Origin of the sequence: Pectobacterium wasabiae CFBP 3304, from assembly GCF_001742185.1 — a bacterium.
Classification (GTDB): Bacteria; Pseudomonadota; Gammaproteobacteria; order Enterobacterales; family Enterobacteriaceae; genus Pectobacterium; species Pectobacterium wasabiae.
In genome coordinates this window covers 50585-71096 of record NZ_CP015750.1, presented here as the reverse complement: position 1 = coordinate 71096, position 20512 = coordinate 50585, and the positions used below count along the sequence as shown (strand labels likewise).

Here is a 20512-nt window from a genome sequence, read left to right as displayed (position 1 = left end):
AGCATGACCTGTTCACTTATGTCAGGAGGACTCTTGCCTGTTTGCAAACGCAAACGGCCTGAGCACCCTTTCACAGTTAGCATCCAGATACTCGGCCCACCACTGAACCATCAGTCGGAGTTCATCTGGTTGTTCAGCCTTATGAATATAAGCCGCACGCACAGAATTCCGTTCTTGATGGCTCATCTGCCGTTCTACGGCATCATTCGAGCATAATCCACACTCAATCAAAGCACTACAAGCCATCGTTCTGAATCCATGGTCACATACTTCTCTTTTGTGCCATTGTCTATTTTACGAAACGCGTTGCTGATGGTGTTTCTATTTGTTATTTACTTTATTTCATTAAATATATCTTTCTTTATTGATAATTATCCAAAATGTGTTAAAGGATAACCTATAACAAATACAAGGAGGTGTAATGTATAAAAATAACGATGAAGCCATTGATTGGGAAGCCAAGAGACTTCTTGATGATGGTATCTATACTGATACCGAACAAGCTTATTTAGAAGCAGAAAAAAGAGTTATTCATATAAGGGAGCAAGTAAAACAGCACCATGTTAAGCAACAGTTTAAATTGAAGATTAAATCAATCAAGAAAAAACTTAGTCACGATAATGATCATGCTTATATCCCTTATTCTAACAATAAAAAATATTGGGGTGATTAAATATGACAACAAAAACGATAAAACAACAAATTGCTTCAGCACAAGAGCGTTTATTCTTCTTGGAAGCTAAAAAGAAACAACAAACAAAAAAAGAAAATACTCGCCAGAAAATTATTTTCGGTGCAGAGGTTGCCAAAGTCTTAGGATGTGATATTGGTTATGTAGATAAAGAATTAGTCTTTGGTGTTCTGCTTAACATATCTAAACTATCTGAGCGTGATATTGAAAGGTATAGAGCACAAGGTCAAGTCTATATCGAAAATGTTATAAATAAGTCCAAATGTTAATTATGTTTTTCACGTCCGAACGGTGAACCGACCTAAAACTTGCTTTTAGGTCGGTGAGCTGTTGAGCAAGCCCCAGAGGGCGCGGTAGCTAATTTATCCCCACCACTATCTCAGGAAGAGATTCGCAGCATATTCACCATTAATAAAAACATCACATTCATGATCTGGTGCTGAAAATGCGTGGGTTTCTCTTTTACATCGAGCCATGACTTTTTTGCCGTTGTAGGTAGCTGTATAGACATTAGTGTAACTATTACTAAAGACCCCAGCTAAACTTTTATCTTGATTCAAGAACGATTCATTTATAATTAGCGTTTCATTTATCCATAGTTTTAAAACACCGTTTGGCATGTTTGCGCTAATTAGAAGTTGTTCGCCATCCTGAGTTCGGTAAGGTTGTTTTGCGGAAAAATTGGTACAGCCTACCAGAAAAAATATTCCCAGAATTAAGACTCTGCCTGTCATTTACTATCCTTAAGTTAAATTTTTATATTTAATCTTAGAAAAATCCCCTTTAAATAAAATTCAAAGGGGGAGGGTTTTATCAGATCTCAAAATCTTCCAGCGTTTTACCATTTTCAAGCGCAGCAGCGATAGCTTTTGGTGTACGACCCTGACCTGTCCATAATTTTTCACTGCCGTTTTCATCGACATATTTATATTTGGCTGGACGAGGAGCACGTTTAGATTTTGTTGACTTGGTGGCAGAAACAGAACCGAGCAGTTCAGCCGGATCGATACCATCTTCTAACAGTTTGGCACGAAGAGCTTCAATTTTTGCCAGACGTTCAGCCTGTTCTTGTTGAACTTTGGTTTCTTCTTCACGGCGCTCTTCAACAATAACAGTCAACTTTTCCAGCATTTCTTCCAATGTTGCCAAATCGGTTTCACGCGCCTGAGCACGTAGGGTGCGGATATTGTTTAATACTTTAAGTACTTCACTCATAGCTTATTATCCTGATGGTGATAAGAAATCATCGATAGGGTGTCTGAATTTGACATATGTCAGAAATAAATTGTATATCAATACGGATACGGAGGAAATAATGAAAAAGAGAAAATCAAAGAAAAATCCGCTTGAGGATACAGCGGTGTTAAGTCGAATTGCCAAAAACGCCTCACAGAAAGCGATCAACGAGGCATTCAGGGCTGGAATGCCTATCCACTCTATTTCAGAAGGAAAGCTGATAAAAGAATATCCTGATGGAAGAAAAGAGTGTGTTAAAACGTTGGATATAGTACCGATTTCTCTCGCGTCAGCCGTTCGTCAGTTAACCCGCTAATTACGCACCGCTATCTATTGTTTGACTCAAGTTAATGGTTTATCTGTTTTTCATCGTTTGGATGAAAAGGAGTTAAACATGGTGTTATTAAAAAACAGAAAATATAGAAAAGGGTTCTCTCTGCTTGAACTAATGTTAGTTTTAGGTGCTATTGCTGGGTTGGTTGTCAGTGCGTTTATGATTTATCCCAAAGTTCAGGCAGCACAGCGTGCAGAGATTGAATTAAAAAATATCACAGCTATCGTGTCTGGGATAAATGCCATTTATGGTTCCAGCAGTAATTATACAGGGGTCAATGCAAGAACATTAATTGACGCGAAAATCATACCAAGTCAAATGAGAGTTGGGAATACTTATCAGGTGGTTAATATATGGAAAGGGCCTGTGAGCTTTAGCTATAGTAATCATGGCTTTAACATTACCTACGGTAATGTTCCTTCTGTTGAGTGTGCCAAGCTAGTGTTAGCAACGGCATCCATGTTTTCAAATATATCTGTTGGTGATAACGAGGGTTATGATGAAGAAGGTAATGAAGTCGGAACCAGTGGTACTGTGAAACAGGGGGTTAAAAATGTCGATGAAGTCACTAAATATTGTTCTAATGAGATGAATGTTATCTCATTTGGATTTGGCTATTGATGTAGTCATTAGTTATTTTTTCTACCATTGTGCTAATAAATAACTGGTTTGCTCAATAAATAAAGATAAATGATATCTTGACCACTTTTTTATTTTTGCTAATTAACATGTATGTAAATAAAAAAGGACGGTGAAGGATGAAAATAACAAATAAAAAAGGGTTTTCCCTATTGGAAATAACACTGGTGTTAGGTGTTGGCGCAGCAATGGCTTTCATGAAGTTTCAGGACATGAAAAGCGATCAAGAAAACATTATGGCGAATACCGTAGGTTCACAGATGAAGCAAATGGGAGAGGCGGTTAACCGCTATATAAGTATCCGCTATGACAAACTTTCAACCCTAACTTCCAGTAGTAGCCAGAGCAGCGATCCGGGACCAAGAACCTGTTCGGCTAATGGTTGTGAAATTACCTATCAGACGCTGTTAAATGAAGGGCTGTTGCCTGTCAGTTATACCGGAATAAATGCGCAGAAATCAGCGTATAAGATTTTATTAAAACGTTCTGGAACAACACCTAACTACGTCATTAATGGACTTGTTATTACCACGTTGCCTTGGTCAGAGGGAAACCGTATTCGCTATGATTTGTTAGGCCGTGCCATGCAAGCAGCGGGCATTGATAGTGGTATGACGCAATCCGCTACGGTGGCATCGGGTACGGCTGGTCAATGGACTGAGAGCCAAAGTAACTACAGTGGGATTAATGCAGCAGGACTGTTGGCCTACCGTGTAGGCTACGATTCTTCTATGTATTCCGTTTATCTGCGTCGTGATGGAACACTCCCTATGACAGGGGATTTGAATATGGGCGGTCAGAGTATTAATTATGCCAAAGATATTACCGCATCGGGTGATGTTAACGCGACCTCGTTTAACGGTACCTATGGTCGTTTTGCCAAGAATGTGGGTATTTCAGAAGACTTGACAGTAAATGGGTTTTCCACCTTTGGTAAGAACGTATCGATGAACAGCCAGCTTACGGTAAAAAATGGTATCAACTCTGAAAGCTATGTTTCAGCCAGAACCCAAGCCAGCAAACTTCAGATTGGTGGTGGTGGCACCAGCGATCCGAATATGCTCCTGCTGAACGTATCAGGCGGTGCGGGTGATGGCTATCTTTCCCTGAATGGAGATAACAACTCCTCTGTTAAACTGGATATTTGGGGTAGCCAAAGAGTGAGAGGCGACCTCACATTATCGGGTTCAAATGATGGAAAAACGACAGGAGCGATTTCTGCATCAGGAAATATATCATCAGAAAAAACAGTTTCTGGCGAATATTTACAGCCTAAATCGATCTCTATGGTTGGGGCAAGCTGTTCACCAGATGGGTTAATTAGCAAGGACAATAAAGGGGCTACACTGTCCTGTCAATCTGGTGTATGGAGGGAAAACAGCGGTGGTCTAATTACTCTTGATGGTAATACATGTTCTGCTGGATCTGAACCTGTTCTATATTATGCTTCAAAAGCAGTATTTTGGGGCGGGCAAGTAAGAACAAATCCGTATGGTGATCAAAAGCTTTGGGTTCCTGAATATAATATTAATGAAACTCAGGCACATTGTACGACCTCTGGAGGGGGAGAGAAAGGTGAAAAGGAAAACTGCCGCACAATACCTAAATATATTAATATAACGCAGGTTAAATGTGGATAAGGTTTAAAATAACATGCTCGCATAAGCAAAATTATTATTACTTATCGCTGTATCTTAATCTGATAATGGTTTCGGTATTGAACCCCTCGTAAAAAGCGCCCAACATTCAGCCTTCAAAAGGAATGTTTTACTGTCAAAGGAAAATGACAATGCCGGGTGCTGCTCGTCTCAACGACATTGGAAGTGGTCATGACTGTTTCCCTGAAACCCCGATAATCGAAGGCAGTTCTGATGTCATTATTAATGGTCAGCCTGCTGCCCGACAAGGGGATGCTGTTCTGCTTCATGGTTGTCCCTGTCCCAATACACCACATGGTGTTCATTCCCGAAAAATCGCCGAAGGTTCATCGACCGTCATTATTAACGGTAAAAATGCTGCGCGTATTGGGGATGGTATCAATTGCGGTGGTGTCATTGTCTCCGGCAGTGGCAACGTCATTATTGGTGATACACCCCATCGTTCTCCCGTTCAGGACTGTGCTAAACAGGCAGCATTAACCCGAGCACCATTGCTGGCGTTAACACCAATGCTGGCTGTAGAGCCTGTTTTTGCCAAATCCTGTTTACGTGGCGCGGGTTGTACCGATGCGGGAAAGGAAGAAGAGCCACAGGGCAACATCGGGGAAATGAGTTTTTATGTCGCTGAACCTGTTAAGCAGGCTAATCCCTCGCAAGAAAAATCAGTTGAGGTAAAGCAGTATGCGCAGGCAGCGAAAAAGAAAAATACGTCTTCTGCCGTTTCTCCTCCCCAATCATTTACCGGAAAAACCGAACCGTTATCCAAGACCCCGCCCGGTGCGATTAACAAGCCTCAGATACCCCCGATGGAGCCGTGGTATAAAACGGTATTCGACCTGTTAGTGGGTAAAGCGGATGCGGCAATGTTGCCGCCACCTCAACAAGTGGTAATGGCAGGTACGGCAGCACAGGCGGGTGCGATCGCTGCTGCGGGTGGCGCTGTAGCTCAGGCCAATCAGGATGCAGCAAAGGCACTGACACATCAGATGAAACGCCTTTCTGGGCCATCAATCTGGCAAGGTCAGTTGCAGATGGCGCAAAGTTTCCTGCTGATGGGAGCGTTGATTCAACACCATCTGAAAGGTGAAAAAGCAGATTTACTGACACCTGAGAAATTGCTTGAGGCAGCTAATAAGCAGGGAACCGTCCCCAGTCGTGTTCGTTATCAGTGGATGGAAGATGAGGAAACAGGCAGGCTGAAGGCGGTTGGCTACCACACCAGTATGGAAAGCGGGCGCGATCAGGTTCGTGTCAGATTACTGAAACATGATTTCCCCAATAACCGCTACGAGTTCTGGGAAGAGGGCGCAACAGGGCCAACTATTTTATGGACACCGGATAATCCGGGTATCGAATTACCCACGGATACGGCACACGGTGAACAGCCTGTTATTCCGTCAGCCATACCGGGACTTGAAATTCCAGAGATGGATGATGTCAGCATTCTTGCAACACCGATGCCGGACGAGAAGGATTTTCGGGATTACATTCTGGTGTTCCCTGAGAATGCGTTTCCACCGATTTATGTTTATTTGAGTAAAAAGATTGATACGCCTATTTGGACAAAAACGGAAGATTTAACCCCAGTATCTAATGCTTATACGCATTGGATAAAACATCGGAAGGAGTTTTCTGAAAAAAACTATAACAATTCTAAGGAATATGTTAACGATACACATGATTTTGTTAACAATCCTCCTGCGGGGGTTTTAATAAAAAAACGTGGCAATGGTGATACTTTATATTATCATCCAGAATCAAATACATTCGCTGTAATGAATAAACATGGTGTTCCGAAGACAATGTTTAAGCCAAAGAATAAAATGTTATATTGGGAGAAGCAATGAGCAACAAATTCTTGTGTCCATGTTGTGGGGAGAGAACAATTTACGCTTTGGGCGATTATGAAATTTGCCCTGTATGTAATTGGGAAGATGACCCAGTGCAGTCGCGAGAACCTGATTGTGCAGGAGGGGCAAATCAGATGAGTTTAAATGAAGCCAGAGAAGCTTTTAAAAATGGCCAAAAAATTAAATGATGTAATAGTAGGGATACATGGCGAGTTATTCTTTATTTGATGTTATTTATTTAAAAAGTGATCTTCCAGAGAAAGGGTTAAAAAAAGGAATGTTAGGGACTATTGTTCACATTTATGACGAGCCATCCCCTGCATATGGCATAGAGTTTTGTGATGATAATGGTGAGACACTGGCTTGGATCACATTAACACCAGACTGTTTCAGTAAGGTTGATTTTAAAAAATAGTTTGATGATTCACTCATTAAAATAAAAATCTCATAACGATGAACTGTAATAAAAAATTAAATAGCAGCACAACAATCTGTATGTGCTGCTCAACTTCCCACACAATTAAAGTTTTGGGCTTAATGCGTTATCCTCATGACTGTTTCATTAGTCTACAGGGATCACTTCCGGCGTATGAAAAGTACGAAATAACAGATCAAGCCGTTCCCAAAGAACGAAGATCAAAATCTCTTTTGCCTTGGGTTCATCCAGTTCAATAACGGCGTAAATCAATGCCCGACACTGATCGATGATTTCTTCCAGTTCCAGTGGGGTGTTATCGAACATGATAAACCTCCGTTGCTGGATGTTGAGATGTGGCAAAAAAAGCAGTAGCCAGATGCAGATTTTCAGGAAGGGAATAGGTAAACTGACAGACAGCCATAGCGTTACTCCGTATAACGTTGAGGTTAGCCCTTGTCTGGTATTGCAAGTACCTTTCAGGGGCGATGGGTGTTCAAGTGAGTTGTGATAGGCTTTCGTACCTGATTGGCTGCAATGTAAAGCTAGGATTGACGCTAGTCAATTGCTAAACGTGATAAAAAAAATCTACATAAGCTAAGTCTTTTATCTTTCAGATCTGCATAGCTCCATAGTCGTTTGAACGGGCGAAGTTATTGTGAATACTATAAATAATATCTTTTTAATTAGGCTTCCATGTCTAATATTTTTGGGGGGTATTTTGAGATTTTTCCTTAATGAAATCAATGAGTTCATTAAAAGTAATTGGTTTGCTGAAGATATATCCTTGAAGATGGTGTATTCCTATCGATTGTAATTTATTTAATTGTGATGGAGTTTCTACACCTTCTGCAACGACTTCAAATCCAAGACCTTTCGACATGACCATTATTGCTTTTATAACGTCGATGCCGCTTTTGTTTATTTCTGATACAAAAGATTTGTCGATTTTTACAATGTCTACATTCATTTTTTGGATTAGGGATAATGATGAATACCCAGTTCCAAAGTCATCTATAGATATTTTTATGCCGTTTTTCTGTAATGTTTTTATTGAATCAATAACGTGTAAGTTATTCCCTGAGAAAATAGATTCAGTAAGCTCTATTTGTAATTTTTCCGGTGATAAATCGAATTTCTTCAGTAATTTAATAACGTGCTCTATGAAATTTTTTTCTTTAAATTGAACTGCTGAAACATTAACGCAAATCCGAATTGGTAATCCTGATTCATCTAATTTTTTCATGCAATCAATCGCTTGTTCCAAAACCCAGTATCCAATGTTAATAATTGTCCCATTTTTTTCAGCTAAAGGTATAAAAACATCCGGTGGGATCATTTTTCCGTCTACATTCCAACGTAATAAAGCCTCCGCAGATTCGAATTTATTTTTTCTTGCGTTGAATATTGGTTGAAATAAAACTGATAATTGATTTTTAGTAATAGCATGTTTTAATTTTGAACATAACTGGTAGCGTTCTAATGCTTCAGTAGCTATTTCTTTTTTGAACAAGAAATAGTGGTCTTCTTTATTGTTTTTATTATTATACATGGCTAAATCAGCACACGTAATTAATCCATTTATATCGCTTGCATGATCTGGGTAGATAGCTATTCCTATAGCAGCACTGAGTTCAAAAACATTGCTTTTTACATAGAAATCTTTTTTTATTAGGGAGTTTATTTCTAAAGCGATAGATTCTATATCATTTGTAGAGTTGATTTCACTGAATATTACAAATTCATCACCACCCCAACGGCATACAATTTTTTCATCGGACGCCCATTGTTTAAAGTTATGAGCTAAATGTATCAGAACAGTGTCGCCAACAGAGTGACCAAGATTATCATTAATATCTTTAAATCCATTCAAGTCAATAAAAAAAAGCACATGCTTTTTTTTATCATTAGTTATTAACTTTTCTTGCGTTTTTTCTAAAAATGTTTTTCTGTTAATAAGGTGTGTTAAGGAATCATATTGACTAAGATAAAATATTTCTTTTGTTCTTTTTATTACTTCATCCTCAAGATTATGAAGAAAATCTTCATTTTTATATTTTAATTCTATAGACGAGAGGATAAAACTGGCTGATTTTGCAGATGAAATAAACATAATAATAGAGTATAAAATACCAAGGATGCCAAGGACTTCATATTTGTATTGTTCATTAAAAATTAAATAAAGTGAATAAGGGATTAATAAGATGGTTGTGTACGCTAATGAAACGATTTTATCTCCTGCTAATACAGTTGCTGCCCCACCAGTCATAGCAGAGATAATAACCATTGTTGAGGCTGCCTCATAAACATCAAAGCACTGATGGAAATACAGGCAGTAAGCAGACCAGAGAGAAGCTGTGACAATGACACCAATTCTGAATTTTAATAATTCATATGACAGATTTATATTTTCTAATTTTTGGTTTTTTATCCAGTTATATAAGGTGTAGAGTCTTACAGACAAAACAAAAGTAAGTAGTATCAGCCATATTAGTCTGTAGTTATGGTTTTCGATACTATGGCCATCAAATCCAAAGACGAGTGCAATACCTGCGCTCAAGGAAATCGCGACACCTGATGCTAAATTTTGATAAAGAATAGAAATTTTTTCACGAAAAATCTTAATCGATTTCTCATGGTTCCCAATGTTTTTTTCAAAACGATAAGTGTTCATATGTTTTAGTAATTTTTAGTGTCATACCTCACTTGAATTATCGGCCATAACCCGATCAATATTATAGGGTTTTATTTTTTTATAGTGATAATTTTAGCATAAATGACTACATTAATGAGTTGTATAGTATAATGTTCAGAGCGCTGGTTGAAAATTATTAAATAGAAGCGAATTGAATGTATGATATTTGGACTAGTATGCTGGTACTATCTGGAAGCGAGTGATAATGTTTTAAATGCTCACAAATCATTAAATTTTAATAACATTCCAATGTTTGGTTATGAGGTTTTTTGTACATGCTGTTCAGCATTACCTTAACTCATAATATTCTTTGGAGCATTTATGTCTGCGATATTAAATAAAGTTAACTAAGTTATATTTTCTATTTATAGCTCAATAATGATTATTTCCTTCTTGATGCTTACGCCAGATAGAGAATAACATTTGAGACGTTCATTCCACCTATAATTTATCCCTTCTGCGCAAACTCAAACGGCCTGACCATCGCGTTGCTGTTAGCATCCAGAAAATCAGCCCACCATTGCAACATGAGGCGGCGTTGCTCAAGGTGTTTGGCCTTGTGAGTGTAGGCAGCGCGAACGTTGTTCTTTTCCATGTGGCTCATCTGAAGTTCAACCACATCTTCAAGCCAAATACCCGATTCAATTAAGGCACTACACGCCAGCGTTCGGAAACCATGACCACACAGGTCAGTTTTGGTGTCATAGCCCATTTTGCGCAGTGCCTTGTTGATGGTGTTTTCACTCATCGGCTTCATCGCATCATAACAGCCAGTCAGGATAAAGCCGTCATCACCGTTAACGTCATAGGTGAGGTCTTTCAGCTCTTCCAAAATTGCCAGCGCCTGACGACACAGTGGAACATAATGCTTCCTACGCATTTTGGCACCACGGCCTGAATGTTTGATCCCTTCAATGGCTTCACGCTGTTCAGGGATAACCCACAAAGCGCTTTTGAAATCGATCTCTGACCACCGGGCAAAGCGAAGTTCACTAGAACGCACAAAAATCAGTAGATTGAGTTTTATCGCCAATTGGGTCAGCCTGCTACGGCCTTTATAGGCTTCAATACGTTCCAGTAGGGTAGGTATCTCTTCCAGTTCAATAGCAGGGCGGTGTTCCGTCTGTGGCTTCTGAACCGCACCTTCCAAGTCATAAGCAGGATTGAAACGGATCATCTTTTGCTGGACGGCATAACGCATGATGGCGGTCGCGTACTGTTTCACCCGCATAGCGATTTCCAGATAACCCAGCTTCTCTATCTTTTTGATGGGAATCAGCAGATCGCCTGTATCCAGCTCAGCAATGTCTTTGTTACCTATGTCAGGAAATAGGTAGGTTTCCAGTCGTGTCCAGACAGAACGCTGATAATCTTCCGACCATGTGGTTTTGGTGGCAAACCAGCTTTTGGCAACGGTCTTGAAAGCGCGGGTATTGTTACGCTTCTCTTGAATGGTTTTGTTGTCAGCCTGCTTTTTAGCGCTAGGGTCAATTCCAGAAGCTAGCAGTTTTTTTGCTTCATCCCGGCGTTGTCTTGCATCAGCCAGAGAAACAGCAGGGTAGACGCCGATGGAAAACACCTTCTGTTTTCCTTCGAAGCGATAGCCTAACTGCCAGTATTTGGAACCATTGGGATGAACCAGCAAGTAGAGGCCGAACCCGTCAGTGAGCTTCACCGCCTTTTCTGACGGCTTGGCATTTTTTACTTTAGTATCAGTAAGTGACATGACGGTTCCCTCCGATTGCTGGTAAAAACGAAATCGAACCAGCTTTACCAGTATTTTTACCAGCAAAAGGGTATGGCTTCGAGTGTTTTTTGGTGAACGAGGGCGAACCTGAAGAAGGGGGTAACCAATTGATAAAAAGCAAAAAAGCAGACGTCAGTGAACGTCTGCTTTCTTTAAATTGGCTCCTCTGACTGGACTCGAACCAGTGACATACGGATTAACAGTCCGCCGTTCTACCGACTGAACTACAGAGGAATCGGTTAAGTGCGGTGGATAATAGCGGTAGCGTTTCAGGTTGTCAAAGCCTGTTATCGATGGATGCGTTTGATTGCCGAACTAATAACCAACATATTGAAATTATTGCCCAAGTTGAACACTAAAAAGTAATGAAATATGCCGACTCGCGGGCAGGCTTGCACCTTAAAATAGCAAGGTTTGCTTTAAGATGGTGCAGGCGTGTGTTGTCTCGATGATGGGTTCCCCATACAAAATCAGGGAGGTTGGTTGGCAGAATCATTTCTTTTCCTTATTTTACCTGTTTCTTATCAAGGTAGTATCACTTTTCCTTAGGCATAGGAACATAATATGGCGCGCTTTTTGCTACCTCTTTAGGGTAATTACTCAGGAGGCAGGCATGAATCTTAGACGGCTCAAATATTTTGTGAAAATCGTTGATATCGGTAGCCTGACACAGGCTGCTGAGTTGTTGCATATTGCACAACCGGCGCTGAGCCAGCAGGTCGCGACGCTGGAGAGTGAACTTGAAAAACAACTGCTGGTGCGGAGTCGACGTGGTGTTACGCCCACTGAAGCAGGGAAAATTCTTTATTCTCATGCACAGACGATATTGTCACAGTGTGAACAGGCAAAGGATGCGGTGAGTGGTGCACGGCAATCAATGAGTGCGTAAATGTTAACTATAGAGCCAGCTATTTCCCGATGGCTGGCTATTAATCTGACTTCCTTGTTTGACGTCCTGTCATAAATGAGCCCCTTTTATTTTTTCTGTGAAAACCATCACAATTCATAACATTGGTGTTTTCTTAAGAACAGTAATTTTTTCTCTCAAAAATAAAATGGTTTTTTAGTTTTTTTACTTATTTGATTTATTTATCTGTAGCGATTCATTTTATTGCTGTAGTGCGAATATGATTTTCTTAAAATGATAATAGACACTAGCGGTCAGGCCATTCACAGTGTTACATTAATCTTCGTTATGTTTTCTCTAATCCTGTGCGACAAAGAACGGGTGTTGCCTTATGGATGTATGGTGGTTATTTTTTTGATTAAGGAGTTCAAATGAATAATATCCTCTCTCATCTTTTAATAAAGTTGGCAGAAAAGGAAGTTGGAGAAAAAGCGCTTAACGCTAAGATTGAATCGTTAGAGATGCTGATTTCTGCTATTGTTTCAACGTTAGATGATAGTAAAATCAATGAGTTGAATAAGAAAATAGAAGATGTTGTTGCTGATGCATCGCAGCGAAAGGATGAGTGTAATTGCTTAGCTTTCGAACTATTGGCGAAAAATATCAATCGAATCACAACCGTTTCGCTACGGGAATAACCTTTTTATATAATCAATGGTGGTAACATTAATTGGTCGCATATTAATTCCCGAACATCAGTTGAGAATTATTTATATCCAATAATAGAGAGTACTTGTGCTATGCGCGATTTTTCTGAAAAAATTGAAGGCGCTGACATTGTCTGCGCCTTTCTTGCATTTATACCCGCCATGCTTCAAGTTACATGTACATTGGTTGCGTTCAAATACTCAGTCTGTCGTGGGCCTCAGCCCACAGGGCCAACACGCCGTCTTGTTCAAATCGCTAATTTTTTGTCCTGAAACTTGAATTATTTAGGGTATATACACGTTACTTCACGTCCGCAGCCTGCTTTTTCCGGCGAATAAACTGATAAGCAATAGCCAGAACAATAAACCATAACGGTGTGACAATGAGCGCTTGGCGTGTATCCGGCTGCAATGTTAACAGTACGATAACGAAAGCGAAAAAGGCCAGGCATATCCAGCACATGAAGATACCTAATGGCATTTTATATGATGACTCTGCATGCAACTGTGGGCGTTTTTTACGATATGTTAAGTAAGAGCACAGGATGATACTCCAGATGAACATGAATAAAATTGCAGAAACGGTGGTCACTAGTGTAAAGACGGTCATCACATTCGGAATCAGATAGATCAACACCACGCCTGAGAGCAAACAAATACAGGAAAACATCAGCCCGGTAGAAGGGACTGAGCGTTTAGATAGCATACCGAAACTTTTTGGCGCATCGCCTTGTTTAGCAAGGCCAAAGAGCATGCGACTGGTTGAGAATACACCACTATTGGCGGAAGAGGCTGCAGATGTCAGCACGACGAAGTTGATCATACTGGCAGCAGCAGGTAAGCCGACAAGTACAAACATTTCCACGAAAGGACTACGATCCGCCGTAATTGCACTCCACGGCGTTACGGACATAATCATGATTAATGCAAAAACATAAAACATGATTATGCGAATTGGGATGGCGTTAATCGCGCGGGGCAACACGACTTTTGGATTTTTAGTTTCAGCGGCGGTCGTGCCCACCAGTTCGATGCCGACAAACGCGAATACGGCTATCTGGAACCCAGCAAAGAAGCCACTAATCCCTTTAGGGAACATGCCACCATCATTCCAAAGATTGGTAAAAGAGGCGACATTTCCAGATGGAGAAGAAAACTGCATCATGACCAGTGCGACACCGACCACGATTAGTGCGACGATGGCGACAATTTTTATCATTGCGAACCAGAATTCCATTTCGCCAAACAGTTTCACTGTCGCCAGATTTAGCGTAAGTAATAGCAGAACGCAAAGCAGGGAAGAGACCCACTGCGACAAATCAGGGAACCAGAACTGAGAGTAGGCGCTAATCGCTACGACATCGGCAATCCCGGTTACTACCCAGCAGAACCAGTAAGTCCAGCCAGTAAAAAAACCAGCCCATGGTCCAAGCAGGTCGGCAGCAAAATCACTGAATGATTTATAGTTAAGGTTGGAGAGTAATAACTCTCCCATCGCACGCATGACGAAAAACAGCATAAACCCAATGATCATATAAACGAAAATGATCGAAGGACCAGCCATGCTGATGGTTTTGCCCGAGCCCATGAATAGCCCAGTACCGATCGCTCCGCCGATGGCGATGAGTTGAATATGACGATTAGTCAGATTCCGTTGCAGTCCCTCTCCCTGTTCAGGGGCAAGGTCTGTGGATTCTTTTGATTGTTCGACCATTTAAGTACACTTTCCTGTTTCTGTCTGTGATGTGTTTTGAGCTCTTTGGCGGCTCTCGTTTGCGAAAATCGAAGAGAATAAGATAGCGCAACCGCAGTACTTATTACAGCGGATGTCTGAGATAGCCAAGCATAAAGAGGGCAGATAATGATGTAAGATGCTGCTGTATGTTTTTCGCCCTAAAATGAAGATGATATAAAATGACGCGGAGTATAGATATATAGCTCGCGCAGGTTAACAAAATTGCCCGCCGCTAACAATGCTATTATTGCGGTGTAAAAAATTAATATGAAGTATTTGACAGGCGAGCCTAGGAGGAGAATAATCCCCCCGTTGGGTCGTTAGCTCAGTTGGTAGAGCAGTTGACTCTTAATCAATTGGTCGCAGGTTCGAACCCTGCACGACCCACCAACAATTTCAATGAGTTAAGGTTTTTAATCCAATTTTTTTGGATTGATTTTAATCTATATATATCCACGCTTTAATTCTATTTTCTCTTGTTAATTCTTATTTTTTCATTTGATTTTAAGATTTTTACCATTTAATACATACGATGGCCTTTGGTGTGTCTTTTATTCATATGGTGTAATAACGTCGAGAAGAAATATAGAGAATTGGTTGTATATACCCACCATACTTCAAGTCTGCCTCTGGCCGATTTGCACTCACCCGAATCACTTACCTGAGTAAGCTTATCGGAATGAAATGAGAGACATCCTGTTTCTCACCGAGGGGCAGCTATTGATTGGTCAAACTCGTTCCCGGCGAAGTTGTCCTTCGTTTGCCGCGTTCCGATGCACATGACTGAACATTTACCCTAAAGGGTAACGCTTCGCGCTGTTCAACGCGTTAATGTTTTGTCCTGCAACTCGAATTATTTAGGGTATAGCTAAAAATTATTGTTCCGCTTGGTCAAGACGTGCTTCATGCATCCTGATGAGTTTCGAGAAAGTGCTATGCTAACAAGTGGAATAGTTGATAGATCGTATATGATGTTACGGATTTGCACAGGGTAGTGTTTAGATCCACTGGGGCGGCGTTTAGAAGTCGCTGGAGTTTCCTGGTTAGCAATAAGCAAGTGTCTGCTTGATTTCGGAGATTCATATGGGATTTGAAAAATTACTGGCTGTCATAGAAAAAAGTCACCAGGATCCAAAATCAGTTATCTCATTGTCTGAACTGAGCCAGGCAATCCATGAGATAATTTGTACGGAAAGTTCAAAAGAGTACAAAATAAATGAGTGCTTCAGCGAGTTGAGGGAGTTGGTTGATGAAAGAAAAGCGCTCTCTCGGAAACAACTCCTGGATAAGGCGTTGGTGATGGAATTAACGCAATATAAAAAGAAAGAAGAAGCGCTGCTTCTGAAACTTATCAGTATCGGAAATAGATAGACGAGAGTCTCTATTTTTTAAATCAAAAACGGTATGCTAAATATCACTACACCGCCAGATCAAATTACTGAGATGGCGGTGTGGCAAATAGTGCTATTTGCGGTAGCTGGTTTTGATTTGTTTAATCGTGTTGTCAAATACAGCTGCTTGCTCGACGTCTTCCAATTGAGCAATATATCTTTCCATATTGATGATCACTTTACCGGCATCCGCCTGGCCGATTGCTTTTAATAACAGTGTAACCATCGCTTTCAGACAGGTAACCTCATGGGCTAGGGTCTCAGCGGATGCGGTAGTAGAAAAATCTACGTTGCTCATGTTTTCTCCTCAACAAGAAAAAAGGTGTTTTCCTTCGCCTGCTGCGGCGTTACCGCTGACACGGCAGGCAGAATCAGATAGCGGGGAGTATAACATAAAGCATATTGTGGATTGATATTATTCGTGGATAACGCCATTTTAGTGACTGTTTTTTATGCATTTAATTGATTGTAATAGCGTCTATATTTTGGATGTTGTTTTGTGGCAAAGGCTATAGATGTGTTTCGCCTAATACATATGATGTTCACTATGGACGCTTTTCTCTGAATATATTATTTGTATAATATCGTTGTAGGCGATGATGGAATGTCTAATCACATTCTGATTACAATAGTGATTTTTCGTTGACATTCAAGATATAAAGCCAATTGTATGCCATTGGATTTGTTTTCTACACATTTTGTGTCATCAAACGGTTTATACTGCGTAGCGTATTTGAAATGTTAAGAGTGTGATCAGCATGCGCCCTCAGGTTAACGATATATTGTTATGATCGAGAATGCGCTTTATTCCTTCTCGGTATATTTTAAAATACATATTCATATAAGCCAGTGTTCATTATTTTTTGAAATCAACGTAGTATCACCTGCAAGCAACTTTTCATGTAAGTGTTACTCCCTTTTTTGGAGAATTATCTTTGATTAGCGTTTTTCTTGTTGATGACCATGAACTGGTGCGGGCAGGGATACGACGCATTCTTGACGATATCAAAGGTCTAAAAGTGGTCGGTGAGGCATGCTGTGGTGAGGATGCCGTCAAATGGTGTCGAAGCAATGATGTCGATGTTGTTTTGATGGACATGAGCATGCCGGGGATCGGTGGGCTTGAAGCGACACGTAAGATCCTACGATTTATGCCAGATATCAAAGTCATTATGCTCACTATTTATACCGAAAATCCGTTGCCCGCCAAAGTGATGCAGGCGGGTGCTGCGGGATATGTTAGTAAAGCTGCTGCTCCTCAAGAAGTCATTTCTGCTATTCGAGCGGTACATGCAGGTAAGCGGTATATCGCTTCTGATATTGCGCAACAAATGGCATTAAGCCAACTGGAGCCGCAGACAGATGCACCACTAGAGTGTTTGTCTGAACGCGAATTACAGATTATGCTAATGATAACTAAGGGGCAGAAGGTGACTGAAATCTCAGATCAACTCAACCTTAGCCCCAAAACAGTGAACAGTTATCGTTACCGTATGTTTAGTAAGCTGAATATCAACGGTGACGTAGAGTTAACGCATCTGGCTATCAAGCATGGGCTTTTTACCGCGGAGACATTGTTAAGTAGTGAGTGAGAGTTTCGATGCTTCGGCATTTTTAAAAACGGTAACGAGCCAGCCTGGGGTCTACCGGATGTACGATGTCGGTAATACGGTCATCTACGTCGGTAAGGCAAAAGACTTAAAAAAACGACTTGCCAGCTATTTCCGCAGTCATGTCGCCAGCCGTAAAACCGAGGCATTAGTCAAAAGCATCAAGCATATTGATGTCACGATCACGCATACGGAAACTGAAGCCTTACTGCTGGAACACAACTACATCAAGCTTTACCAGCCGCGTTATAATGTCTTGTTGCGCGACGATAAATCCTATCCCATGATTTTCCTGAGCGGTGATGTGCATCCACGTTTGGCTGTTCACCGTGGCGCTAAGCATGCGAAGGGCGAATATTTCGGCCCGTTTCCTAACGGCAATGCTGTGCGTGAAACGCTAATATTGCTGCAAAAGCTGTTTCCGGTACGCCAGTGTGAAAATAGCGTCTATCGCAATCGCTCTCGCCCTTGCCTGCAATATCAAATTGGTCGCTGCCTCGGGCCTTGCGTTAGCGGTTTGGTTAGCGAAGAAGATTATCAGCAGCAGGTTGAGTATGTTCGTCTGTTCTTGTCTGGCAAAGATCAGCAAGTGCTGAATAAGCTCATTTCCCGGATGGAGGCGGCCAGTCGGGAGTTGCATTTTGAAGATGCTGCACGGATACGCGATCAGATCCAAGCAGTTCGTCGGGTGACGGAAAAACAATTTGTTTCCGGTGACGGCGAAGACTTGGATGTTATCAGCGTTGCCTTTGATGCCGGCATGGCTTGTGTCTATGTCCTGTTCATCCGACAGGGAAAAGTACTTGGTAGCCGGAGCTATTTCCCCAAAGTGCCTGGCGGTACGGAATTGGGGGAAGTTGTGCAAACTTTTGTCGGGCAATTCTATTTACAAGGGAACTTAGGCCGAACGCTTCCTGCCGAAATTTTGCTTGATTTCACCTTGCCCGATAAAGATTTGCTGACAGAGTCTCTGACGGCAGTGGCGGGCAGAAAAGTACAGATTCAAACGAAGCCTCGTGGCGATCGTGCGCGTTATTTAAAATTAGCGCGGACGAATGCTGCTACGGCACTGGTCACAAAATTGTCTCAGCAATCCACGATTCATCAGCGTTTAGCTGCATTAGCTAACGTCTTACAGTTGCCAGAAATTCATCGGATGGAGTGTTTTGACATCAGTCATACGATGGGGGAGCAAACTGTAGCATCCTGCGTGGTATTTGACGCCAACGGTCCGTTACGTTCGGAATATCGCCGCTATAATATCAGTGGGATTACGCCAGGTGATGATTATGCCGCCATGGCACAAGTTCTTCGACGCCGGTATGGCAAGGCGTTGGATGACGGCAAAATACCGGATGTCATTGTGATCGATGGTGGGAAAGGGCAACTTAGCCAGGCTCAGTCCGTATTTGACTCGTTGCAAGTATCGTGGAATAAAAACAAGCCACTGCTACTTGGTGTCGCGAAAGGCAGCGATCGTAAAGCCGGACTGGAAACGCTGTTTTTTGAGGCGACGGGGGAGGGCGTAGCCCTGCCAGCTGATTCTCCTGCGCTGCACGTCATCCAGCATATTCGCGATGATTCGCATGACCATGCGATTGGCGGGCACCGTAAGAAGAGAGCAAAAGTGAAAAACACCAGTACGCTGGAGCTTATTGAAGGTGTCGGCCCTAAGCGTCGCCAAACCCTGCTAAAATACATGGGAGGGTTACAGCCTTTGATGAATGCCAGCATTGAGGAGATTGCAAATGTTCCAGGAATTTCGCATGCATTAGCAGAAAAAATCTTCCATGCATTGAAACACTAGGGACAATGTAGCAACATACTCCTAGTATCCACTCCAGCCAGATAGTTACCTAAGCGCTATGCAATTTAATATACCGACGTTGCTTACCCTGTTTCGTGTTGCTCTTATTCCGTTTTTCGTGCTGGCGTTTTATCTTCCATTCGTCTGGGCACCGCTGCTTTGTGCGTTGATCTTCGTGTTTGCTGCCGTGACGGATTGGTTTGATGGTTTCCTTGCTCGTCGCTGGAAACAGACCACGCGTTTTGGTGCCTTCCTCGATCCTGTTGCGGATAAAGTGATGGTAGCTGTCGCGTTGGTGCTGGTTGCGGAATACTATCATTCCTGGTGGATTACGCTGCCTGCTGCAACGATGATCGCTCGGGAAATCATTATTTCAGCATTACGCGAGTGGATGGCTGAAATTGGTAAAAGAAGCAGCGTTGCCGTGTCGTGGATAGGCAAGGTAAAAACCACAGCTCAGATGATGGCGCTTTTTGCTTTGCTATGGCGACCAGAGCGCATTGTTGAAGGTATTGGCGTTGCTGCGCTGTACATCGCTGCCGTGCTGACTTTCTGGTCCATGTTTCAGTATTTGAACGCTGCGCGCCACGATTTGCTTGAACCTTGATCGAAGCGCCGTAAAAACCAGCAAACGAATGCGGTTGCTTGATAATTCTGTTGACTCATCGCGTCAGGTCAGTAGAATGCACCGCATCAACGATGATGCTGCTTTGTAAGAAGTTAATCAAATCAGCGAGTTCTGTGTTGCGGGAATAGCTCAGTTGGTAGAGCACGACCTTGCCAAGGTCGGGGTCGCGAGTTCGAGTCTCGTTTCCCGCTCCAATTTAAAACATCGGCAATAGCGGATGTTAGTCACTAAGACTTGGTATTTTGGCGCGTTAGCAAAGCGGTTATGTAGCGGATTGCAAATCCGTCTAGTCCGGTTCGACTCCGGAACGCGCCTCCAATATTTTAGCCCGGGTGGTGAAATCGGTAGACACAAGGGATTTAAAATCCCTCGGCGTACGCGCTGTGCGGGTTCAAGTCCCGCCCCGGGCACCATTGATAAATCAATAGACGTCAACCAACGTCTATTTTTTTGCCTAAAACCCACGGTTTTACTGGCTTTTCCTTCATTCCATACTCTTCCTACGTCAACACAATTCAACTG

General features: G+C 41.8%; 20 protein-coding genes, 5 tRNA genes and 2 pseudogenes. 18 read left to right on the top strand and 9 right to left on the bottom strand.

Features of this window, described 5'->3' with window-relative positions:
* Positions 1 to 21: 21 nt before the first annotated feature.
* A pseudogene (locus A7983_RS24260) lies at positions 22 to 326 on the bottom strand (hypothetical protein); the annotation flags it as partial.
* A 95-nt stretch (positions 327 to 421) separates the two neighbouring features.
* Between A7983_RS24260 and A7983_RS00380 the strand changes: the two are divergent.
* Positions 422 to 673, top strand: coding sequence for a hypothetical protein (locus A7983_RS00380; protein WP_005969673.1), 252 nt, complete (start codon positions 422 to 424; stop codon positions 671 to 673).
* Between the two features lie 2 nt (positions 674 to 675).
* A complete protein-coding gene (locus A7983_RS00375) occupies positions 676 to 960 on the top strand; it encodes a conjugal transfer protein TraD (RefSeq protein ID WP_005969672.1) in 285 nt (94 codons plus the stop codon).
* A 105-nt stretch (positions 961 to 1065) separates the two neighbouring features.
* Here A7983_RS00375 and A7983_RS00370 read toward each other — a convergent pair whose 3' ends face one another.
* Together A7983_RS00370 and A7983_RS00365 are read right to left on the bottom strand one after the other, a co-directional pair.
* The gene (locus A7983_RS00370) at positions 1066 to 1425 is read right to left on the bottom strand and encodes a hypothetical protein (protein ID WP_005969670.1); all 360 of its coding nucleotides are present in this window, start codon (positions 1423 to 1425) and stop codon (positions 1066 to 1068) included.
* A 79-nt stretch (positions 1426 to 1504) separates the two neighbouring features.
* On the bottom strand, positions 1505 to 1906 hold the full coding sequence (locus A7983_RS00365; protein ID WP_005969668.1) for an H-NS family histone-like protein: 402 nt from the start codon (positions 1904 to 1906) through the stop codon (positions 1505 to 1507).
* 100 nt (positions 1907 to 2006) lie between these two features.
* On the opposite strand from A7983_RS00365, the gene A7983_RS00360 reads away from it, so the two are divergent.
* From A7983_RS00360 to A7983_RS22930, 6 genes are all read left to right on the top strand, one after another.
* Complete coding sequence (locus A7983_RS00360; RefSeq protein WP_005969666.1) at positions 2007 to 2243, top strand: hypothetical protein; 237 nt, start codon at positions 2007 to 2009, stop codon at positions 2241 to 2243.
* 78 nt (positions 2244 to 2321) lie between these two features.
* On the top strand, positions 2322 to 2882 hold the full coding sequence (locus A7983_RS00355) for a type 4 pilus major pilin (protein WP_005969664.1): 561 nt from the start codon (positions 2322 to 2324) through the stop codon (positions 2880 to 2882).
* Between the two features lie 137 nt (positions 2883 to 3019).
* Positions 3020 to 4540: a shufflon system plasmid conjugative transfer pilus tip adhesin PilV gene (gene pilV, locus A7983_RS00350; RefSeq protein WP_005969663.1), complete on the top strand. Its 1521-nt coding sequence runs from the start codon at positions 3020 to 3022 to the stop codon at positions 4538 to 4540.
* 149 nt (positions 4541 to 4689) lie between these two features.
* On the top strand, positions 4690 to 6405 hold the full coding sequence (locus A7983_RS00345) for an S-type pyocin domain-containing protein (protein ID WP_005969661.1): 1716 nt from the start codon (positions 4690 to 4692) through the stop codon (positions 6403 to 6405).
* On the top strand, positions 6402 to 6596 hold the full coding sequence (locus tag A7983_RS22935) for a CPCC family cysteine-rich protein (RefSeq protein ID WP_005969660.1): 195 nt from the start codon (positions 6402 to 6404) through the stop codon (positions 6594 to 6596). The genes A7983_RS00345 and A7983_RS22935 overlap by 4 nt, the downstream gene beginning before the upstream one ends.
* 17 nt (positions 6597 to 6613) lie before the next feature.
* Complete coding sequence (locus A7983_RS22930) at positions 6614 to 6823, top strand: DUF4926 domain-containing protein (RefSeq protein ID WP_005969659.1); 210 nt, start codon at positions 6614 to 6616, stop codon at positions 6821 to 6823.
* Between the two features lie 147 nt (positions 6824 to 6970).
* Here the strand turns inward: A7983_RS22930 and A7983_RS00340 are convergent, their stop codons facing one another.
* The 4 genes from A7983_RS00340 to A7983_RS00325 all read right to left on the bottom strand — a co-directional run bounded on the left by A7983_RS00340 (position 6971) and on the right by A7983_RS00325 (position 11499).
* Positions 6971 to 7150: a hypothetical protein gene (locus tag A7983_RS00340; protein WP_005969658.1), complete on the bottom strand. Its 180-nt coding sequence runs from the start codon at positions 7148 to 7150 to the stop codon at positions 6971 to 6973.
* A gap of 373 nt (positions 7151 to 7523) precedes the next feature.
* The gene (locus A7983_RS00335; protein ID WP_005969657.1) at positions 7524 to 9497 is read right to left on the bottom strand and encodes a putative bifunctional diguanylate cyclase/phosphodiesterase; all 1974 of its coding nucleotides are present in this window, start codon (positions 9495 to 9497) and stop codon (positions 7524 to 7526) included.
* A 469-nt stretch (positions 9498 to 9966) separates the two neighbouring features.
* Positions 9967 to 11244: a tyrosine-type recombinase/integrase gene (locus tag A7983_RS00330; protein ID WP_039478084.1), complete on the bottom strand. Its 1278-nt coding sequence runs from the start codon at positions 11242 to 11244 to the stop codon at positions 9967 to 9969.
* Between the two features lie 179 nt (positions 11245 to 11423).
* Positions 11424 to 11499: transfer RNA gene (locus tag A7983_RS00325), tRNA-Asn, on the bottom strand.
* Between the two features lie 379 nt (positions 11500 to 11878).
* Between A7983_RS00325 and A7983_RS00320 the strand changes: the two are divergent.
* Both A7983_RS00320 and iraP read left to right on the top strand, forming a co-directional pair.
* Positions 11879 to 12148, top strand: a pseudogene (locus A7983_RS00320) (LysR family transcriptional regulator); the annotation flags it as partial.
* Between the two features lie 395 nt (positions 12149 to 12543).
* On the top strand, positions 12544 to 12810 hold the full coding sequence (gene iraP, locus A7983_RS00315; RefSeq protein ID WP_005974400.1) for an anti-adapter protein IraP: 267 nt from the start codon (positions 12544 to 12546) through the stop codon (positions 12808 to 12810).
* A gap of 310 nt (positions 12811 to 13120) precedes the next feature.
* Here the strand turns inward: iraP and cycA are convergent, their stop codons facing one another.
* On the bottom strand, positions 13121 to 14533 hold the full coding sequence (cycA, locus tag A7983_RS00310; RefSeq protein WP_005974404.1) for a D-serine/D-alanine/glycine transporter: 1413 nt from the start codon (positions 14531 to 14533) through the stop codon (positions 13121 to 13123).
* Between the two features lie 335 nt (positions 14534 to 14868).
* On the opposite strand from cycA, the gene A7983_RS00305 reads away from it, so the two are divergent.
* A tRNA-Lys gene (locus A7983_RS00305) sits at positions 14869 to 14944 on the top strand.
* Between the two features lie 693 nt (positions 14945 to 15637).
* Entirely contained in the window at positions 15638 to 15925 is a 288-nt protein-coding gene (locus A7983_RS00300; protein ID WP_005974407.1) for a basic helix-loop-helix domain-containing protein, read from the top strand.
* Between the two features lie 93 nt (positions 15926 to 16018).
* Here A7983_RS00300 and A7983_RS00295 read toward each other — a convergent pair whose 3' ends face one another.
* Entirely contained in the window at positions 16019 to 16243 is a 225-nt protein-coding gene (locus A7983_RS00295) for a DUF2594 family protein (RefSeq protein ID WP_005974410.1), read from the bottom strand.
* A 637-nt stretch (positions 16244 to 16880) separates the two neighbouring features.
* On the opposite strand from A7983_RS00295, the gene uvrY reads away from it, so the two are divergent.
* The 6 genes from uvrY (at position 16881) to A7983_RS00265 (ending at position 20403) form a co-directional block, all read left to right on the top strand.
* Complete coding sequence (uvrY, locus tag A7983_RS00290) at positions 16881 to 17537, top strand: UvrY/SirA/GacA family response regulator transcription factor (protein WP_005974412.1); 657 nt, start codon at positions 16881 to 16883, stop codon at positions 17535 to 17537.
* The gene (gene uvrC, locus A7983_RS00285; protein ID WP_005974415.1) at positions 17530 to 19362 is read left to right on the top strand and encodes an excinuclease ABC subunit UvrC; all 1833 of its coding nucleotides are present in this window, start codon (positions 17530 to 17532) and stop codon (positions 19360 to 19362) included. Before uvrY ends, uvrC begins: the two co-directional genes overlap by 8 nt.
* A 58-nt stretch (positions 19363 to 19420) precedes the next feature.
* The gene (pgsA, locus tag A7983_RS00280) at positions 19421 to 19969 is read left to right on the top strand and encodes a CDP-diacylglycerol--glycerol-3-phosphate 3-phosphatidyltransferase (protein ID WP_005974417.1); all 549 of its coding nucleotides are present in this window, start codon (positions 19421 to 19423) and stop codon (positions 19967 to 19969) included.
* Between the two features lie 139 nt (positions 19970 to 20108).
* A tRNA-Gly gene (locus A7983_RS00275) sits at positions 20109 to 20184 on the top strand.
* Between the two features lie 50 nt (positions 20185 to 20234).
* Positions 20235 to 20308: transfer RNA gene (locus A7983_RS00270), tRNA-Cys, on the top strand.
* Positions 20309 to 20316: 8 nt separating this feature from the next.
* A tRNA-Leu gene (locus A7983_RS00265) sits at positions 20317 to 20403 on the top strand.
* Positions 20404 to 20512 lie beyond the last annotated feature (109 nt).

What these genes read in the sequence shown, in the direction of transcription:
- A7983_RS00365 (WP_005969668.1), bottom strand. Translation starts at nt 1,906, where the DNA reads ATGAGTGAAGTACTTAAAGTATTAAACAATATCCGCACCCTACGTGCT.
- A7983_RS00345 (WP_005969661.1), top strand. Translation starts at nt 4,690, where the DNA reads ATGCCGGGTGCTGCTCGTCTCAACGACATTGGAAGTGGTCATGACTGT.
- pgsA (WP_005974417.1), top strand. Translation starts at nt 19,421, where the DNA reads ATGCAATTTAATATACCGACGTTGCTTACCCTGTTTCGTGTTGCTCTT.
- A7983_RS00330 (WP_039478084.1), bottom strand. Translation starts at nt 11,244, where the DNA reads ATGTCACTTACTGATACTAAAGTAAAAAATGCCAAGCCGTCAGAAAAG.
- A7983_RS00380 (WP_005969673.1), top strand. Translation starts at nt 422, where the DNA reads ATGTATAAAAATAACGATGAAGCCATTGATTGGGAAGCCAAGAGACTT.
- cycA (WP_005974404.1), bottom strand. Translation starts at nt 14,533, where the DNA reads ATGGTCGAACAATCAAAAGAATCCACAGACCTTGCCCCTGAACAGGGA.
- A7983_RS00295 (WP_005974410.1), bottom strand. Translation starts at nt 16,243, where the DNA reads ATGAGCAACGTAGATTTTTCTACTACCGCATCCGCTGAGACCCTAGCC.
- A7983_RS00335 (WP_005969657.1), bottom strand. Translation starts at nt 9,497, where the DNA reads ATGAACACTTATCGTTTTGAAAAAAACATTGGGAACCATGAGAAATCG.
- A7983_RS00355 (WP_005969664.1), top strand. Translation starts at nt 2,322, where the DNA reads ATGGTGTTATTAAAAAACAGAAAATATAGAAAAGGGTTCTCTCTGCTT.
- A7983_RS22935 (WP_005969660.1), top strand. Translation starts at nt 6,402, where the DNA reads ATGAGCAACAAATTCTTGTGTCCATGTTGTGGGGAGAGAACAATTTAC.
- A7983_RS00370 (WP_005969670.1), bottom strand. Translation starts at nt 1,425, where the DNA reads ATGACAGGCAGAGTCTTAATTCTGGGAATATTTTTTCTGGTAGGCTGT.
- A7983_RS22930 (WP_005969659.1), top strand. Translation starts at nt 6,614, where the DNA reads ATGGCGAGTTATTCTTTATTTGATGTTATTTATTTAAAAAGTGATCTT.
- pilV (WP_005969663.1), top strand. Translation starts at nt 3,020, where the DNA reads ATGAAAATAACAAATAAAAAAGGGTTTTCCCTATTGGAAATAACACTG.
- A7983_RS00375 (WP_005969672.1), top strand. Translation starts at nt 676, where the DNA reads ATGACAACAAAAACGATAAAACAACAAATTGCTTCAGCACAAGAGCGT.
- A7983_RS00340 (WP_005969658.1), bottom strand. Translation starts at nt 7,150, where the DNA reads ATGTTCGATAACACCCCACTGGAACTGGAAGAAATCATCGATCAGTGT.
- iraP (WP_005974400.1), top strand. Translation starts at nt 12,544, where the DNA reads ATGAATAATATCCTCTCTCATCTTTTAATAAAGTTGGCAGAAAAGGAA.
- A7983_RS00360 (WP_005969666.1), top strand. Translation starts at nt 2,007, where the DNA reads ATGAAAAAGAGAAAATCAAAGAAAAATCCGCTTGAGGATACAGCGGTG.
- A7983_RS00300 (WP_005974407.1), top strand. Translation starts at nt 15,638, where the DNA reads ATGGGATTTGAAAAATTACTGGCTGTCATAGAAAAAAGTCACCAGGAT.